This window comes from Bradyrhizobium ferriligni (assembly GCF_056837965.1).
The window spans coordinates 27,413-44,849 of record NZ_JBXEJO010000083.1 but is presented as its reverse complement, the minus strand read 5'-3'; the positions used below and the strand labels follow the sequence as shown (position 1 = coordinate 44,849).

The following is a 17,437-nucleotide window of genomic DNA, read 5'->3' as shown; positions in this document are numbered from 1 at the left end:
AGATGGGTATAAGAGACAGGTCTTTCCACGAGTCGTATCGCTGAGATAGCCCCCACCCGGATCGCATCTTCGATGCGATCCGGCCTCCCCCGCAAGCGGGAGAGGCCAACCGAATTCGCGGATAGACCCGCGCGCTTCATATGCGATTCCTCTCCCCGCAAGGGAAGGAACAGACCGAGTTCTCGTCATGCCTCTCCGCCTGATCTTCATGGGCACGCCCGATTTCGCGGTGCCGACGCTGCTGGAGCTCGTAGCCCATGGGCATGAGGTCGTGGCGGCCTACACCCGCGCGCCGAAGCCGGGCGGGCGGCGTGGCCTGCAGCTGCAGCCGACGCCGGTCGAGCAGGAGGCGCGCCGCCTCGGCATTCCCGTGCTAACGCCGAAGACGCTCAAGACGCCGGAAGCGCTCGAAGAGTTTCGCGCGCATGACGCAGACGCCGCCGTCGTCGTCGCCTATGGCATGATCCTGCCGCAGGCTATTCTCGACGCGCCGAAGCTCGGCTGCTTCAACCTGCATGCTTCGCTGCTGCCGCGCTGGCGCGGCGCCGCGCCGATCAACCGCGCCATCATGGCGGGCGATGCCGAGAGCGGCGTGATGGTGATGAAGATGGATGTCGGCCTCGACACCGGCGACGTCGCGATGGCCGAGCGGTTGCCGATCACCGACAGCATGACGGCATCCGATCTGCACGACGCGCTGGCGCCGCTCGGTGCCGACCTGATGGTGCGCGCGATGGGCGCGTTACAGCGCGGCGGCTTGCAGCTTAAGAAGCAGAGCGAGGACGGCGTCACCTACGCCGCCAAGATCGAGAAGGCCGAGGCGCGGATCGACTGGAAGCAGCCGGCGCATGCAGTGTTGCGGCACATTCACGGGCTCTCGCCGTTCCCCGGCGCCTGGTGCGAGCTTGCGGGCGAAAGCGAGCCGGTGCGGCTGAAAATCCTGCGCTGCGAACTGGCCAAGGGTTCGGGCGCACCTGGCGATGTGCTCGACGACAATTTTGCGATCGCCTGCGGCGTCGGCGCGATCCGGATCCTCGAACTGCAGCGCGCCGGCAAGGCGCCGATGAAGGCGGCGGACTTCTTGCGCGGCACGCCGTTGAAGCCGCCTGCGCGGCTTAGCTGATGCCCCGCTACAAGCTCACCATCGAATATGACGGCACGCCGTTCTCCGGCTGGCAGATCCAGGACACTGCGCCGACCGTGCAGGGCGCGCTGGAGGCGGCGGTCAAGGCGATCTGCGGCGAGGACGTGCGCGTCCATGGCGCCGGCCGTACCGACGCCGGCGTGCACGCGCGCGGCCAGGTCGCGCATTGCGACATCGCCAAGCATTTTCCGCCCGGCCGCTTTCGCGACGGGCTGAACGCGCATCTGCGGCCCAATCCGATCGGCGTGCTCGCGGCTGACATCGTGCCCGATGATTTCGAGGCGCGGTTCTCCGCGACCAGGCGGCACTATCTCTATCGCATCACCAACACGCGCGCGAACCTCGCGCTCGACGTCGGCCGGGTCTGGCGTGTGCCGCGCGCGCTCGATGCTGACGCGATGCACGCCGCCGCGCAGCGCCTGCTCGGCAAGCACGATTTCACCACCTTCCGCGACACCGAGTGCCAGGCCAAGTCGCCGGAGAAGACGCTCGATCAGCTCGACGTCACGCGCGAGGGCGACGCCGTCAACATCGTGACGTCGGCGCGCTCGTTCCTGCACAGCCAGGTGCGTTCGATGGTGGGCTCGCTGGTCTGGGTCGGCGAGGGCCGCTGGAGCGCCGACGACCTCGCGGGTGTGCTCGCCGCCCGCAACCGCGCCGCCTGCGGCCCCGTGGCGCCGCCGGACGGGCTCTATCTGATGCGGGTGGATTACTAGGCGGTGTGAATGATCTCGTAGGATGGGTAGAGCCAACGGGTCCGCGCAACGCGCGGCCCGATGATAAACTCCGCGAAACCCAGCACTTCGAATCCGCGGCGCCAATGATGGGTTTCGCTGCGCTCTACCCATCCTACGGATGTGAGCCTACCCGAAATACCACGCTGTATCTGGTGCGGGTGGATGGCTCGTAGCCCCAATCCCTACTGTGCATGGGGTTGTTTTCGCTGTTTTTGTCCAGCCGGCCGGCTGGCCTACCCGAAATACCGCTCCAACACACCCCGATAGATCCGCGTCAGCTTCTCCAGATCGGCCACCGGCGTGCGCTCATCGACCTGGTGCATGGTCTGGCCGACCAGGCCGAATTCGATCACCGGGCAATAGCTCGAGATGAAGCGCGCGTCCGAGGTGCCGCCGGAAGTCGACAGCTCCGGCCTGCGGCCGGTGACCTCCTCGATCGCGGCGACCGCGAGGTCGGTGAACGGGCCGGGCTGGGTGACGAACACGTTCGAGTTCGACGGTTGCCAATCGATATGGGCGCGGATCCGGTTGCCGCAGGCTTTCACCAGCCGTTCGTCGACCAGCTGGCGCAGGCTCTCCTGGGTGTGGTTGTCGTTGTAGCGGATGTTGAATTTTGCCCGCGCCTGGCCGGGGATCACGTTGCTCGCGGTGTTGCCGACATCGACCGTGGTGAATTCGAGGTTGCTGACCTGGAACTGCGCGCTGCCGAGATCGAGCGGCTCGTCGCTCAGCGCCACGATCAGCCGCGAGATGTCAGGCACCGGATTGGAGGCGCGGTGCGGATAGGCGACGTGGCCCTGCACGCCGTCGACGACCAGCGTGCCGGATTGCGAGCCGCGCCGGCCGATCTTGATCATGTCGCCCAGCACTTCGACATTCGAGGGCTCGCCGAGCACGCAATGATCGAATTTCTCGCCACGCTCGGCGCACCATTTCAACAGCTTGACGGTGCCGTTGATCGAGACGTCTTCCTCGTCGCCGGTGATCAGGAAGGAGATCGAGCCGTTGCCACTCTCTTGCGGCTTGCCGCCATGGTCCTGCAGATATTGCAGCACAGCGGCGACGCTGCAGGCGATGCCGCCCTTCATGTCGACGGCGCCGCGGCCGTAGAGATAGCCGTCCTTCACCTCGCCGGAGAACGCGCCGAGCGTCCACGCGGCTTCATCGCCGGGCGGCACCACGTCGGTGTGGCCGGCGAAGGTGATATGCGGCGCCGAAGAACCGGTGCGCGCATAGAGGTTGTCGATATCGGCGGTGCCGGGCTCGGAGAAGGTCACGCGGTGGACCTCGAAGCCTGCGGTTTTCAGCAGCCTTTCGAGCACGCCAAGCGCGCCGGCGTCGGCCGGGGTGACGGAGGGGCAGCGAACGAGATCGCGGGTAATCGAGACGGCATCACTCATGCGCCTCGCTTAACACGTCACACGGCGGGTGGACCAGCTTTGTGCGGCACGGTATCGAGCTCGCTCTGCTGATCCCAGCCGTGCACGGAGCGCGACCCGCTGTCGCTGCCTTGCCGCACATGGGATTTTCCAAGCGGATTGGGGCCGTAGCGATTGGGGTAGCGCGTGCCAGGCAGGAAGGCGAGCTCGATGAAGCCCCAGACATAGAGCACGAAGACGATCGTTCCCGCGGCCACCACCCAATAGGATTCATCGGGGAGCCGATCCGAGAACTGGCTCATGAGACCCGGGATCGCGAAAAACGGGACCATCCACCAGCTGCTCTTGTCGCGGTCGTGCAGGCGCTTGATCGAGACCGCGACATAGACCCAAACGAACAAGAACGTTCCGCAGGCCTTGACCAGCAATGCCGGCAATCCGGCCCAGCTCAGCGACTTGTAGCTGTCGGGGTCGAAGGCCCGGAAGATGTCGTCGACGTTGAAGCTGAACCCGTTCTTGCCGCCGAGGCCGGCCGAGACCGCCAGCAAAGCCAGGAACATCATCCAGCAGACGATGATCAGCCCTGCGAGCCAGAATTTGGCCCGGTTGACGCGGCCCTTGAAGCCGAACAGGTAATTGGCCCAGTCCATGAAAATGAACTCCGGGCTGCGGCAATTCTTCGCGGCCCGGAGATATGTCGGCGTCGGATCGAAATTGGTTCGATCAGTCCAGACCCGTCATCCTGAGGTGCGAGCCTTGCGGCGCAATTGCGCCGCTGGGCGAGCCTCGAAGGATGCACGGCCCCGCTGGTGGCCGTCGACCCTTCGAGACGCCTGCTTCGCAGGCTCCTCAGGGTGACGGTGACGGACTGATCTCGCGGCGCAAGAGCGATCAGTCCCGCAGCAGCTCGTTGATGCTGGTCTTGGCGCGGGTGCGCTCGTCGACGCGCTTGACGATCACGGCGCAGGCGGTGGCAGGTCCCGGCTGGCCGTTCTTCAGCGGCTTGGCCGGCAGCGTGCCGGGCACCACGACGGTATATTCCGGGACCTCGCCGACGAAGATCTCGCCGGTCTCGCGGTCGACGATCTTGGTCGAGGCGCCGAGGAATACGCCCATCGACAGCACCGCGCCCTTGCGCACGATCACGCCCTCGGCGACCTCCGAGCGCGCGCCGATGAAGCAATCGTCCTCGACGATCACGGGCTCGGCCTGCAGCGGCTCGAGCACGCCGCCGATGCCGACGCCGCCGGAGATGTGCACGCGCTTGCCGATCTGGGCGCAGGAGCCGACCGTCGACCAGGTGTCGATCATGGTGGCTTCATCGACATAGGCGCCGAGATTGACGAAGGAGGGCATCAGCACGACGTTGCGGGCGATGAAGGCCGAGCGGCGCACGATCGCGCCCGGCACGGCGCGGAAGCCGGCGTCGCGGAAACGGTTCTCGCCCCAGCCCTCGAACTTCGACGGCACCTTGTCCCACCACGATGCCTTGCCCGGGCCGCCCGCGATCTGGCCCATGTCGTTGAGGCGGAACGACAGCAGCACGGCCTTCTTCAGCCACTGGTTGACCTTCCACTTGCCGCTCGCCTCGCGCTCGGCGACGCGCGCCTCGCCCTTGTCGAGCAGCTCCAGCGCGTGGTCGACCGCCTCGCGGACCTCACCCTTGGTCGAGGTCGAAATGCCTTCGCGGGCGTCGAACGCGGTGTTGACGGTGGTTTCGAGGGCGGACAGCGACATCAGGACAATCCTTGGGCGTATCGGGGATATGGCGGGAATTTGCAGGGCTTTTTCGGAATTTGGGGCAGGAGAGTCAAGGCAAACTCACTGTCGTCCCGGCGAAGGCCGGGACCCATTACCACGTATGCCAGTGATGCGGCACGATGGGGCCACAGCGCGTCGCCACACAGGGATTGGTGGTTATGGGTCCGGCTTTCGCCGGGACGACACCTGTCGAGAGGCTACGGCTTCAGCCGCTGCAGGAATCCGGTGAGATCATCCGTGACATGGTCGACATAAGCGGCGTCGCGGCCTTCGAGCTCCCAGGTCTCGCGCACCACCTCCTGGCTGCCGTCGGGCACGACCAGCACGGTGGTCATGCCGAGCTCATGCGGCACCACCAAATTGCGCGCGAGGTCCTCGAACATCGCAGCCCTCGCCGGATCGACGTCGTGCAGCCTGAGGAACTTCTGGTAGGTCTGCGGCGCCGGCTTCGGCTCGAGATCGGCGGCGATGATGTCGAACACGCTGTCGAAATGGTTGCTGATGCCGAGCCGGCCCAGCACCGCATCGACATGGTCGACCGAACCGTTGGTCAGGATCAGCTTGCGCCCCGGCAGTTTTGCGATCGCGGCTCCCATCGCCGGATTGGGTTGTAGCGGCGAGTGGTCGATCTTGTGCACATAAGCGAGATAGTCGTCGGCCTGCACGTCGTGCTCGGTCATCATGCCGCGCATCGTGGTGCCGTAGCGCAGATAGTAGTCCTTCTGCAGCCGCCGTGCTTCCTCGGGCGAGATCTTCAGCCAGTTGCTGACGAACTCGCCGATCCGCGCATCGACCTGCTGCCACAGATTGACGTGATGCGGGTACAGCGTGTTGTCGAGGTCGAACACCCAGGTCTCGACATGGCCGAAGCTGCGGGCAGTTTTAGTCATGGCTTTCTCCGCGTGTCGGCGCGATCGCCCAGTCTTCCGCCGTCGTCCTGGCGAAAGCCAGGACCCATACCGCGGAATCTATCAATGTGGCACGATGCTCGTCGTTCTTCGCCAAACGCAATCCTGTGGTTATGGGTCCTGGCTTTCGCCAGGACGACGGTGATGTATGTAGCGCCGTTGTCTTCATCACGGCATCGCAAAGCGCAGCGTCTTGCCGCCGCTGGTCATGTCGACGGTGGTGAAGCCGAGCGCGGTGAGGCCGCGGCTGGCGCAGTCGCCCTGCTCGTTGACCTCGAACTTGCTGTCGCGGGTGCAGAGCTGCACCGCGCCGCCCCAGTTCAGCGGCTTGTCCTTGATGCGGATGGCGCGGTTGTCGTTGTCGACCGCTTCGGCAAACGAATAGATCTGCTTCGGCGTGCCCGACACGTCGGGATGCAGGCACTTGCCGGGGTCGATGCGATACCAGCCGCGGCTGGTCACCACCTTGCCGTCGTCGGTTGCAACCGCGGCCATCACCTTGTGCGGCGTGTCGTTGCACCAGGTCAGCCCCGATGGCGACGGCTTCTGCACGGCATCGATCATGGTGGCGAAGAAATTCGGCGACTGCACGATGTCGCCGGCGAGCCCGCGACTCCTGAGGAACGCCGACAGCGCACTCTGGGTCTTCGGCCCGTCGACGCCGTCGATCGGCGCCGCATCGTAGCCCGCGATCACCAAGAGGCGCTGGATGCCGGCGAGGCGCGCCTGCTCGTCGTCATATTCGCTGTCTTCGGCGAGATAGGCGACCAGATTGCCGTCGTCGGTCTTCGTCGGCGTGATCTGGGTGAATTGCGCGGGCATCTGGCCGGAGCGGCATTGCCGCGCGGCGGCGATCACAAAATTGTCCTGCGCCACGCAGAGCGTGTCGGTGCCGTTCTGCGGGATCGGCGATGCGCCGTAGACGCCGAGCGCCCGCGCATTGAGCAGCACGCGATCGGCTGTGAGCGCCCCCTGCACCACGACCCGGCAGGTTGCCGGATCGATGCGAAACCAGCCGCGTGTCGCGGTCGCGGCCTTGTCGTCGATGCCGATCGCGGCCTCGATCACATAGCTCATGCGGTTGCAGAGCTTGAGATCGGCATGCGCCGGCGCCGACGAGAACAGGAACGACACCAGCGCGGCCGGCAGCGCCATCGCGAGCCGCGCCGCCGGCGACCGGCGAGGGATCCTCGCCGTGTGTCCCGCGTCTGCCATTACTTATGGATCAGCGTGCCGGTGCCCTGGTTGGTGAAGAGCTCGAGCAGCACCGCGTGCTGCGTCTTGCCGTCGATGATCACGACGCCCTGCACGCCCTGTTCGAGCGCGTAGATGCAGGTCTCGACCTTCGGGATCATGCCGCCGGAAATCGTGCCGTCGGCGATCAGCTTGCGGGCTTCCTTGATCGACAGATCCGGAATCAGCTTCTTGGACTTGTCGAGCACGCCCGGCACGTCGGTCAGCAGCAGCAGGCGCTTGGCCTTCAGCGCGCCCGCGATCGCGCCGGCGAAGGTGTCGGCGTTGATGTTCAGGGTCTGGCCGTCCTGCGAGGTCGCAAGCGGCGCCAGCACCGGGATCAGCTCATAGCCGATCAGCTGATTGAGCAGCGTGAGGTCGACCTTTTCGGGATCGCCGACGAAGCCGAGATCGATGGCCTTCTCGATGTTGGAATCCGGATCGACCATGGTGCGCGTCGTCTTCGACGCCTTCACCATGTTGCCGTCCTTGCCGGAGAGGCCCACGGCCTTGCCGCCGGCTTCGTTGATATAGCCGACGATCTGCTTGTTGACCGAGCCCGCCAGCACCATCTCGACGATCTCGATGGTCGCGGCGTCGGTGATGCGCAGGCCCGCGGCGAATTCCGACTGGATGCCGAGGCGCTTCAGCATGGTTGCGATCTGCGGCCCGCCGCCATGCACGACCACCGGATTGATCGCGGTCTGCTCGAGCAGCACGATGTCGCGCGCGAACGCCTTCGCGGTGTCCTCGGCGCCCATGGCATGGCCACCGTATTTGATGACGATGGTTTCCTCGTCATATTCCTGCATGTGCGGCAGCGCCTCGGACAGGATGCGGGCCTGATCGAGCGGGCTGATGTGCTGGTCGGTCATGGGGCTGGTCTCGTCGTCAGCGGAGGGGTGGCGCGGTTCTATCTGATTGCCGGGCAGGGCGCAAAGCGGTCTTGACCCTCTCCCCTTGTGGGAGAGGGTGGCTTCGATGCGACGGCATCGAAGCCGGGTGAGGGGTCTGTCTCCGCGGATAGAGACCCCTCATCCGGCGCGGATTGCATCCGCGCCACCTTCTCCCACAAGGGGAGAAGGAAGTATGGCGGTCATCACCGCTTCGGCCACACCGCCGCGACCGCCAGTACCAGCCAGCTCAGGATCAACAGCGTTCCGCCGGCAGGCGCAGCCATCGGAAACAATCCATGGCCGGCATATTGGCGCAGCACGAGGTCGCCCGCGAACAATGACGCCGCGATGACGAATCCGGGCGCCGCCGCGACTGCGAGCTTCGCATGGATGATCGCGCGATCCGCGACCGCGATGGTCGCGACGACGGCGGGTGCATGGAACAGCAGCATCGAGGATGCCGCCGCCAGCCGCGTGGCGTCAGGCAGATGGGCCGCGGCCGCCGCCAGCATTACGCCGCAGGCGCCCATGATGGCGGCAAGGCCGATCAGGAGGCGGGATGCGCCGCTCATCAGCGCCGTTCCTCGATCAGGCGCACCATGGCGGCACGCAGCTCCGGCATGCCGTCGCCGGTGCGCGACGAGGTCACCAGCATTTCGGGGAAGGCGGCGGGATGCTTTGCGAGCGTTGCTGACGTGTCGGCGATGACGGTCTTGAGTTCGCCGGCCTTCACCTGGTCGGCCTTGGTCAGCACGACCTGATAGCTGACCGCGGACTTGTCCAGCGTCTTCAGCACGTCGAGATCGACGTCCTTGATGCCGTGGCGCGCGTCGATCAGCACGTAGACCCGCGCCAGTGTCGCGCGCCCGAGCAGGAATTTGTGGATCAGCGCCGTCCATGACGCCACCTTGGTCTTCGGCGCCGAGGCGTAGCCGTAGCCGGGCATGTCGACCAGACGGAAGCCCGCCTTCTCCGGTCCCTCGAAGAAGATCAGCTCCTGGGTTCGCCCCGGCGTGTGCGAGGTGCGCGCCAGGTTGCTGCGGCCGGTCAGCGCGTTGATCAGGCTCGACTTGCCGACATTGGAGCGGCCGGCAAAGGCGACCTCGAGGCCGGCCATCGGCGGCAGCGTCTCGATCGAGGGCGAGGCCCAGATGAAGCGCCAGTCGCCGGCGAACAGTTTTCGGCCTTGCTCGATCAGCGCCGCATCGGGTTCGGTGCTCATGCGAAGGATTCCATCTCGTGGCGGCCGGGCAAAGGCCCAAGGCGGGTCCTTGGCGTAGGACGACCCGGCCATCCAGGTCAACGTCTGGAGCCTCGGTTCTGATTGAATCGAAGCTCCAGCTGCTTGTCTTGACGCGTTTTCTTCCCGCGAACCGTCGCCCGCTTCGCTCGGAAACGCGCTGGCCGCCCTCCAATACGTCGATGCCCGGCACAAGGCCGGGCATGACATGGTGACGAAGCGCTGTTGCTGGAAGCTACGTCGCCTTCTTTGTCTCAGTCGTCACGCTTTTTTTTTGAAACGTCGACTTCAGATTGTCGAACAGCTCCACCTTCACGCCGTTGCGCCGCATGATGTAGCTCTGCTGCGCCACCGAGAGCGTGTTGTTCCAGGCCCAGTAGATCACGAGACCCGCCGGGAAGCCTGCCAGCATGAAGGTGAAGATCAGCGGCATCCAGTCGAAGATCATCTTCTGGGTCGGATCCGGCGGCGCCGGATTGAGCTTCATCTGGACCCACATCGTGATGCCCATGATGATCGGCCAGATGCCCATCACCAGATAGGAGCCGAAATGCGGTCCGAGCAGCGCGATCGGATCGAACGGAATGAGGCCGAACAGCGTGAACAGATTGGTCGGATCGGGCGCCGAGAGGTCCTTGATCCAGCCGAAGAACGGCGCGTGCCGCATTTCGATGGTGATGAACAGCACCTTGTAGAGCGAGAAGAACACCGGGATCTGCAAGGCGACGGGAAGACAGCCCGCGATCGGGTTGATCTTCTCCTTCTTGTAGATCTCCATCATCTCCTGCTGCTGCTTCACGCGGTCGTCAGGATAGCGTTCCTTCAGCGCCTGCAGCTGCGGCTGCACCGACTTCATCTTCGCCATCGAGGCGTAGGACTTGTTGGCGAGCGGGAAGAACAACAGCTTCACGATCACGGTCACCAAGAGGATCGCGATGCCGAAATTGCCGACCAGGCGATAGAACCAGTCGAGCGCCAGGAACATCGGCTTGGTGATGAAGTAGAAGTGGCCCCAGTCGATCAGGAGATCGAAATGGTTGAGGCCGAGCTGCTTGTTGTAGCCGCCGAACCCGACCAGCGGGAAGTTGAGGCCGACCGTGGCGGCCTCCTTCGCGCCGGCGAACAGCCGCCCGTTGGCGACGCCGGTGCCGCCGATCGGAATGGTCTGCGCGCCGAGCATGTAGTCGGTCTGGTAGCGCTTGTCGCCGGTGGTGAAGCGGGCGCTTTCGAGCGTTGCGGTGGTCTCCGGCAGCAGTGCCGTGGCCCAGTATTTGTCGGTGATGCCGAGCCAGCCGTCGGTGACCTTCGTGAACACGATGCCGCGCGAATTTCCGCCGGTCGAGGTCTTGGCCTCGTCGATGTTCTTGTAGCTGAATTCCTGCAGGCCGTGTTCGCCGAGATAGCCGATCGGGCCTTCGTGCAGGATCGCGTAGCCGGAGACCGGCGGCTTGCCGCCGCGCGAGATCAACCCGAACGGATACAGCGTCACCGGCGCGCTGCCTTGATTGATGACCTCGTCCTTGATGCTGAAGAGGTAGCGATCGTCGATCGAGATGGTGCGGCGGAAGGTCAGGCCCTGGCCGTTCTCGTATTTCAGAATCACCGGGGTGCTCGGCGACAGGCTGTTCGATCCCTCCTGCTGCCAGACGGTTTCGGCGTTCGGCGTCTTCACCGATGAGCCGTTGGCGGTCAGCCACAGGAACTCGGCATAATAAGGCTCGGCCGTGCCCGACGGCGAAAGCAGTACGACAGCCGGCGATTTGGGATCGACCGTCTCGCGGAACTGAACCAGCGCCAGGTCGTCGATCCGGGCGCCCTTCAGCGCGATGCTGCCGGTGACGCGCGGGGTCTCGATCTTGATGCGCGGGCCGGAGGCAAGCACCGTTTCGCGGCTTGCTACCGGAGCGTCAGCAGCAGGCGCGCCAGGGGCCGGAGAGGGGGTCGCCGCGGTTCCTGGAGCGGCGCCAGGAGTAGCACCCGGAGTCGCCTGCGGCGCCGGCTTCTGCAACTCCGCCTGGCGCTGCGCGTCGCGCTGCTTCTCCATCTGCGGCACATTGTAGAAGTATTGCCAGGCGATCAGGACGAGGCCGGACAGAATGACGGCAAGGATCGTGTTGCGGTTGTCGGACATCTCTTAGGGTCTCGTCATTCCATTCGGATTGGGCGCGCTCTTGTTACCCGCCTTGTTGGTACCCGTCTTGTTGTTACCCGTCTTGGGCGCAGGCCGGTCGAGGCGGCGCAGCGCCGACCGCAGGTCGTCAAGCATGGTCGCAAAGTCGCGGGTCAGCGCGTCACGACGGCCCACTAGCACATAATCATGGTGCGGCCGCATGAATACGGCGTCGACCTGTCTCATCACTTCGCGAAGCCGGCGGCGGATGCGGTTGCGCTCGGTCGCGGTGCCGTTCTTCTTGGTGACGGTATAGCCGACGCGGATCGGGCCTTGATCGTCGCGGCGGCAGCCCTGCAGCACAAAAGCTGTGGTATTCGCCCGTGCGCCATTGGCAACGGCGAGGAAATCCGCCCGCTGCCTCAGCCGATCCATAATGGGTATCTCCGGAGAGGAGACGTCCGGGCTCAGGCGCTCAGGCGCTTGCGGCCACGCGCGCGGCGCGCAGCGAGGACCTTACGGCCGCCGGCCGTGGCGAGGCGGGCGCGGAAGCCGTGACGGCGCTTGCGCACCAGTTTGCTGGGTTGATAAGTCCGCTTCACGGGTAATTCTCCGCCGACCGGGCAATTTGCCGTTGTATTGAGATGGAGTCCGGTGATGCTGGCGGGCCCAAACGAGCCGTTGACGGCCCCAAAGAGCCGCCCCCGGGTCAAGAACCGGGCCATCGCGGACAGTTGGCGCGGCTTATAAGGGAGCGCCCTGTTTTCGTCAATGTCACAGGCCGTCGCAAAAAGGCTTCTTCGAAACGTCGCAATTGGGGCGAATATATCTGATTTCGCGGGGTATTTGACGGTATGGAGACGCTTTGGGGCGTTCGGGGAACCGCCCACATTAGCGATCCGTAATTTGACCGGCTTGGGGGCCGGGCCCCATCTTCCGACCCCTAAGCCAAACAAGGCCTTATCTTGTGGCTCTAACTGACGATCAGGCGACCGCGCAGAAGCAGCGGCCCAAGCCGTCCCCCCGGCTCGGGCTGTCGGGCAAGCTTTTGTTGCTGACGATTCCCCTGGTGATGATCGCCGGGCTCCTGATCTACGTCCCGGCGATCGCCAACTTCCGCATGAACCGGCTCAACGACCGCCTGGCCGCCGCCAATACCGCGGCGCTGGTGCTCGATGCCGCCCCGTCCGGCCTGGTGCCGGATTCGCTGGCGCGGCAGATCCTGACCAGTATCGGCGCCCGTGCCGTTGCCATCAAATTGGGACAGCAGCGCCGGCTGCTCGCCAGCGCCGACCTGCCGGCCGCGATCGACCATGACGTCGACATGCGGACCATGACGGTCTGGTCGGCGATCGTCGATGCCTTCGAGATCATGCTGGAGCATGGCGACCAGACCATCCGCGTGGTCGGACCCGCGCCGGGCCAGGCGCAATTCATCGAGGTCGTGATCGACGAGAAGCCGCTGCGGCAGGCGATGTACCGCTTCTCGCGCAACGTCCTGGTCGTCGCGCTGTTGATTGCCGGCCTGACCGCCGGCCTGGTCTATCTGGCGCTGCATTATCTGTTCGTGCGCCCGATGCGGCGGCTGACCGCGAGCCTGGTCGGCTTCCACGAGAATCCGGAGAGTTCGGCGCGAATCATCGTGCCGAGCCAGCGCGGCGACGAGATCGGCGTTGCCGAGCGCGAGCTGTCGGACATGCAGCGCGACCTCGTCTCGATGCTGCATCAGAAGAGCCGGCTCGCCGCGCTCGGGCTTGCCGTCTCCAAGATCAACCATGATTTGCGCAACCTGCTGGCGTCCTCGCAATTGCTGTCGGATCAGCTCGCCAGCGTGCCCGACCCGCGGGTGCAGCGCTTTGCGCCGAAATTGTTGCGCTCCCTGGAGCGCGCCATCGCCTTCTGCCAGTCGACACTCTCCTATGGCCGCGCGCAGGAGGCGGCGCCTGATCGCCGCGTGATCATGGTGGAGCCCGCGGTTGCCGAGGTGCGGGAGTCGGCCGGGCTTGCGACCGATGTCTCGATCACCTGGATCAGCGCGATCGAGCGCGGCCTGACCATCGACGCCGACCCGGACCAGCTGTTCCGAGTGCTGCTCAACCTGGTGCGCAACGCAACGCAGGCGCTGGAAAGCCGGCCGGCCAGCGACGGCGGCGCGCAGCAGATCCGCATCACCGGCCGCCGCGAGGGGACGGTTGCGATCATCGAGGTCTCCGACACCGGTCCGGGCGTTCCGGCCAAGGCGCGCGAGCACCTGTTCGAGGCGTTTCAGACCTCCGGCCGCCCCGGCGGCAGCGGACTCGGCCTTGCGATTGCCGCCGAGCTGATCCGGGCTCACGGCGGCCACATCCATCTGGTCGAGGGCACCATCGGCGCCACCTTCCGGATTTCGATCCCGGATCGTCCGGTGGAACTGCTGTCGGTCCGCAGCGAGCGGGCGAGGGCGTAGGGGCCCTTCCGGTACTCCGGGGCGGCTAAAGCCGCGCCGAAATTGGCACTTCCAGACCTTGCCAACCGGACCCGGAGCCTGTAGCTAGAGCGCTCTTTCGCGACGTTCCGGGGCTCCCGGAGCCATGCGGGCTCAAGCCCACCCGCGAAAATGCGCCCGTAGCTCAGCTGGATAGAGCATCAGACTACGAATCTGAGGGTCGGACGTTCGAATCGTTCCGGGCGCGCCATTTTCGTTCAAAATCACGAACATTTCCGTTCTCGACCCGGTCGCCTGCGATGGTGGTCTGAGTCGAGGCGCCGGATCGCAAGCCGACGTTAAAGGATGGCCAGGACGTGGGGTGAGACCGGGCCGGGAATCGACTGTCGGTATCGGGCCCTTCAAGAGGATCTATTCGGGCATGCCGGACAGTCGCCAGGCCGCTGCGACCTTCTCGACATCCTCGCTGCGCACAAAGGGCGTCGTTCTCTTGTATTCCGCGATCGTCAAGCCCGGGCTCAATCGACGGACCTGATCGCTGCATCTGGCAGCTTCGTCTATCCGGCCCAGCATCGCGAGAGCCGCCATCATCTGACGATGGAGTTGAACAAAGTCAGGCCAACGCCGGACACCGTCGGACGCCCATACCAAAGCCTCGTCGTATCGTCCTGCCTGGAAGTGTGCACTCGCCAACCCTTGATAGGCGAGGAAAGTTCGTGGATCGAGCGGGCTCAATCGCAATGCAAGGTGCAACTGTTCGATCGCCTCATCATACTCGCCGAGGAAATTCTTGGCTCCGCCGAGCCATAATCGCGCCGTCGCAAGATTAGGGTCCAGATTGACTGCGCGCGAGAGGAGTGCCTCGCCTTCCGCAACCTTCCTCACGACATAGTTCAAGACTTGACCTGCTACAGCGAGCACTCGCGGATCGTCATCGCCCAGCCGCAATGCTTCGCGCGCGATTCGCTCGGCATGCTCTATCTCGACGCATCCGATGCTGACCCAGTCGAAGGCCTTGGCCGTGATGTACCATCCAGCTTGAACTGCGTGCGCAAGTGCAAAGCCCGGATCGAGTTCGGTGGCGCGCACAAAAAGAGGCAAGGCCCGGCGATGCGCCTCTCTTGTAAACAGATAAAAGGACGAGAGGCCGCGAAGGTAGTGGTCATAGGCGGTGAGGTTCGCAGGCGGCTTGCGAATCGCAAGCGCAATCTCCGCCTTTTCGATGCTGGGAAGGATCGCTCCGATTACGCTTGATGCAACCGTGTCTTGCAGCACGAAAATGTCGTTTAGATATCCGTCGAAGCGATCCGCCCAGATATGGGCCTGGTTTGTCACCTCGATCAATTGTCCCGTTATTCTTATTCGGTCGGCCGACCTTCGCACGCTACCCTCGAGGACGTAGCGCACTCCGAGCTCCCGTCCGACACGGCCTATGTCGATGGCCCTTCCCTTGTAAGTAAACGCAGAGTTGCGAGCGACGACAAAAAGGGCGCGACTGCGCGATAGTGCCGTCGTGATCTCCTCAACCATCCCGTCGGCAAAATACTCCTGCTCGGGATCGCCGCTCATGTTCTGAAACGGCAACACCGCGATCGAAGGTTTGTCAGGAAGAGTGAGCGGCTGCGGATGGGCCGCAGCCGAAGCTGACCTTTCGTCGGATGGCGTTTGAGTGCTCAACCGGGGTCGCCAAGCCTGAATTGGTTCGGCGATATTCTTCAGAGACTGCAGTCCCATATCTTCAAAGACAATGTCGACCTTGCTTCTGATCTGTCTGTAAGCGTCGTCGGATACGCAGATCCCGCCTGGTTCGGCGATGCTTTCGAGTCGAGCGGCGATGTTGACGGCATCCCCGAAAATATCGTCTCGATCGATGATGATGTCGCCGGCATGAATGCCGATGCGAAATTCTATCTTTTCATCCAGCGGCACGGCGATCGTCCGCGCCGCCAACGTGTTTTGAATTTCAACGGCACTGCGTATCGCGTCGACGACGCTCGCAAACTCGACGAGCAGGCCATCTCCCGTTGTCTTGACGACACGGCCCCGATGGGCGGCTATTGCCGGATTAACGATGGTCCCTACAAGGGTCTTCAGGCAAGTCAGCGTGCCTTCCTCGTCCCGTCCCATCAGCCGGCTGTACCCAGCGACGTCGGCCGCTAGCACTGCAGCCAATCGCCGCTCGATGCGATCGGAGGCCAAGGCATGCCCTCAAAATATTCTCAAAATAATGCCAGCGATCAAAGCACGGCGGGCTCCGCCTGAGCCAGCGAAAACTTGCGAAATGGGTCGAAAGGCGACACCGGTCGGCTTCCTCAGACCAGAAATGGGCGCCAGCGCCGTCTGGATGCAACCTGTCCCGGGGCCCCCACTCGGACCCGCCCCCCGTAAAAACCCTGCTTGCCCCCGCCGGAACGTTGAGAAAAAATAAGCTTTTTTAGCTTATAGGCACACAAATGTTTTTATTCTTATTGTCTGTCCTTTTGAACCGGCGAGTCATCCCTCATGCAGAGTGACATCGCAAACGCCGTATTTTATGCGGCCGTATTCCTGGGCATCGTCTACACCAGTCGCATCCTGGAAAAAAGATGGCCGATCGCGGACGTTCCCTACGGCGAGTTTCGTGATGATTGGCTCGCGGTGATCGTGAGCCTCGGGTTGTCGTCCATGCTCGCTCCGATCGCGGCGATCAGCGCGGGGAAAATTGCCAGCTATACCGGTCTCGGCTGGATCAAACTGCCGACCGACGGTTACTGGTGGTACATCTCTCTCGCAATCATCGTGGTCGCATTCGATCTCTACAAGTACGCATATCATCGCCTTCAACATGCGATCCCCTTTCTATGGGCGATGCATTCCTTCCATCACAGCGCGAACGGCGTGACGTTCATTACCGGCGGCCGGCATTTCTGGCTGGAGCGGGTGTTGTCCGACGCCTTTCTTCCGATCATGGCGATCCTGTTCCGCATCCCGCCGGACATGGTGATAGCGGTGGGATTTATCTTCTTCATGCCCGATGCGTGTGCCCATCTCAATGTCCGCATTCCGCTCGGTCGGTACGTGACATGGATCAACAATCCGCAATGGCACCGGATCCATCACTCGGTCCTTCCCGAGCACAGGGACAAAAACTTCGCTGCCTGCTTTCCGCTCCTCGACATTCTGTTCGGCACGGCCTGGATACCGAAGCCGGACGAATATCCTGCAACGGGCCTCGTGCCTGCCGAGCGCGTGGACATCATCAATAGTGTGATCTGGCCAATCCGGCATCTTCGGCATTACTGGCATCGGGAGTCTCGGAATGAATTGGGTTAAGGGTCTTCTGGTGCTCCTCGCCCTGCTGCTGGGTTACGCCGACCTCGTGTCGACGAATGTGATCCTGAGTCTCGGATTGGGTGAGTTGAACCCGTTCATGCATCTGGCGCAGACATGGTTCGGCGTATGGTGGCTGGTGCCCAAGCTTGGCCTGACGTTCGTGATCACGTGGCTGCTTTGGCGGAGCAACAACGTTTACAACATCGCTCTCGTCGTCGCCTTCTGCTCCACGCCTGTCCTGAACAATCTCGTCATCATCGCGGGCACGAACTGAATCGATCCCTTCGCCGGT

At 63.8% G+C, this 17,437-nt stretch carries 17 protein-coding genes and 1 tRNA gene; 6 read left to right on the top strand and 12 right to left on the bottom strand.

Going from position 1 to position 17,437, the window contains the following annotated elements; translation table 11 throughout:
- The first annotated feature begins 187 nt into the window (after positions 1-187).
- Positions 188-1,123: a methionyl-tRNA formyltransferase gene (fmt, locus tag AC1VNY_RS35800; RefSeq protein ID WP_482408694.1), complete on the top strand. Its 936-nt coding sequence runs from the start codon at positions 188-190 to the stop codon at positions 1,121-1,123.
- Positions 1,123-1,860 (top strand): tRNA pseudouridine(38-40) synthase TruA, encoded by a 738-nt coding sequence (truA, locus tag AC1VNY_RS35795; RefSeq protein ID WP_482408693.1) that lies wholly within the window; start codon positions 1,123-1,125, stop codon positions 1,858-1,860. Before fmt ends, truA begins: the two co-directional genes overlap by 1 nt.
- A gap of 254 nt (positions 1,861-2,114) precedes the next feature.
- On the opposite strand, the gene dapE is transcribed toward truA, so the two are convergent.
- The 11 genes from dapE to rpmH form a co-directional block, all read right to left on the bottom strand.
- Positions 2,115-3,281: a succinyl-diaminopimelate desuccinylase gene (dapE, locus tag AC1VNY_RS35790; RefSeq protein WP_482408692.1), complete on the bottom strand. Its 1,167-nt coding sequence runs from the start codon at positions 3,279-3,281 to the stop codon at positions 2,115-2,117.
- Between the two features lie 17 nt (positions 3,282-3,298).
- On the bottom strand, positions 3,299-3,910 hold the full coding sequence (locus tag AC1VNY_RS35785; RefSeq protein WP_482408691.1) for a DUF805 domain-containing protein: 612 nt from the start codon (positions 3,908-3,910) through the stop codon (positions 3,299-3,301).
- A 241-nt stretch (positions 3,911-4,151) separates the two neighbouring features.
- Complete coding sequence (dapD, locus tag AC1VNY_RS35780; protein WP_482408690.1) at positions 4,152-4,997, bottom strand: 2,3,4,5-tetrahydropyridine-2,6-dicarboxylate N-succinyltransferase; 846 nt, start codon at positions 4,995-4,997, stop codon at positions 4,152-4,154.
- 221 nt (positions 4,998-5,218) lie between these two features.
- Positions 5,219-5,911: a pyrimidine 5'-nucleotidase gene (locus AC1VNY_RS35775; protein WP_482408689.1), complete on the bottom strand. Its 693-nt coding sequence runs from the start codon at positions 5,909-5,911 to the stop codon at positions 5,219-5,221.
- A gap of 186 nt (positions 5,912-6,097) precedes the next feature.
- The gene (locus tag AC1VNY_RS35770; protein ID WP_482408697.1) at positions 6,098-7,084 is read right to left on the bottom strand and encodes a DUF1036 domain-containing protein; all 987 of its coding nucleotides are present in this window, start codon (positions 7,082-7,084) and stop codon (positions 6,098-6,100) included.
- A gap of 59 nt (positions 7,085-7,143) precedes the next feature.
- Positions 7,144-8,037, bottom strand: coding sequence for an acetylglutamate kinase (gene argB / locus AC1VNY_RS35765; protein WP_016848093.1), 894 nt, complete (start codon positions 8,035-8,037; stop codon positions 7,144-7,146).
- A gap of 224 nt (positions 8,038-8,261) precedes the next feature.
- Positions 8,262-8,630, bottom strand: coding sequence for a DUF423 domain-containing protein (locus AC1VNY_RS35760; protein ID WP_482408688.1), 369 nt, complete (start codon positions 8,628-8,630; stop codon positions 8,262-8,264).
- Positions 8,630-9,280, bottom strand: a complete 651-nt coding sequence (gene yihA, locus AC1VNY_RS35755; protein ID WP_028340402.1) for a ribosome biogenesis GTP-binding protein YihA/YsxC — start codon at positions 9,278-9,280, stop codon at positions 8,630-8,632. Before yihA ends, AC1VNY_RS35760 begins: the two co-directional genes overlap by 1 nt.
- Positions 9,281-9,533: 253 nt before the next feature.
- Positions 9,534-11,429, bottom strand: coding sequence for a membrane protein insertase YidC (gene yidC, locus AC1VNY_RS35750; RefSeq protein WP_482408687.1), 1,896 nt, complete (start codon positions 11,427-11,429; stop codon positions 9,534-9,536).
- 3 nt (positions 11,430-11,432) lie between these two features.
- On the bottom strand, positions 11,433-11,843 hold the full coding sequence (gene rnpA / locus AC1VNY_RS35745) for a ribonuclease P protein component (RefSeq protein ID WP_482408686.1): 411 nt from the start codon (positions 11,841-11,843) through the stop codon (positions 11,433-11,435).
- Positions 11,844-11,875: 32 nt separating this feature from the next.
- Positions 11,876-12,010: a 50S ribosomal protein L34 gene (gene rpmH, locus AC1VNY_RS35740; RefSeq protein WP_008542748.1), complete on the bottom strand. Its 135-nt coding sequence runs from the start codon at positions 12,008-12,010 to the stop codon at positions 11,876-11,878.
- Between the two features lie 365 nt (positions 12,011-12,375).
- On the opposite strand from rpmH, the gene AC1VNY_RS35735 reads away from it, so the two are divergent.
- Positions 12,376-13,854: a sensor histidine kinase gene (locus tag AC1VNY_RS35735; protein WP_038385614.1), complete on the top strand. Its 1,479-nt coding sequence runs from the start codon at positions 12,376-12,378 to the stop codon at positions 13,852-13,854.
- 152 nt (positions 13,855-14,006) lie between these two features.
- Positions 14,007-14,083: transfer RNA gene (locus tag AC1VNY_RS35730), tRNA-Arg, on the top strand.
- Between the two features lie 161 nt (positions 14,084-14,244).
- On the opposite strand, the gene AC1VNY_RS35725 is transcribed toward AC1VNY_RS35730, so the two are convergent.
- The gene (locus AC1VNY_RS35725) at positions 14,245-16,032 is read right to left on the bottom strand and encodes an adenylate/guanylate cyclase domain-containing protein (protein ID WP_482408685.1); all 1,788 of its coding nucleotides are present in this window, start codon (positions 16,030-16,032) and stop codon (positions 14,245-14,247) included.
- A gap of 303 nt (positions 16,033-16,335) precedes the next feature.
- Here AC1VNY_RS35725 and AC1VNY_RS35720 point away from each other — a divergent pair, with 303 nt between their 5' ends.
- Positions 16,336-17,145, top strand: a complete 810-nt coding sequence (locus AC1VNY_RS35720) for a sterol desaturase family protein (RefSeq protein WP_482408684.1) — start codon at positions 16,336-16,338, stop codon at positions 17,143-17,145.
- The gene (locus AC1VNY_RS35715) at positions 17,132-17,419 is read left to right on the top strand and encodes a DUF5658 family protein (RefSeq protein ID WP_249167463.1); all 288 of its coding nucleotides are present in this window, start codon (positions 17,132-17,134) and stop codon (positions 17,417-17,419) included. The genes AC1VNY_RS35720 and AC1VNY_RS35715 overlap by 14 nt, the downstream gene beginning before the upstream one ends.
- Positions 17,420-17,437 lie beyond the last annotated feature (18 nt).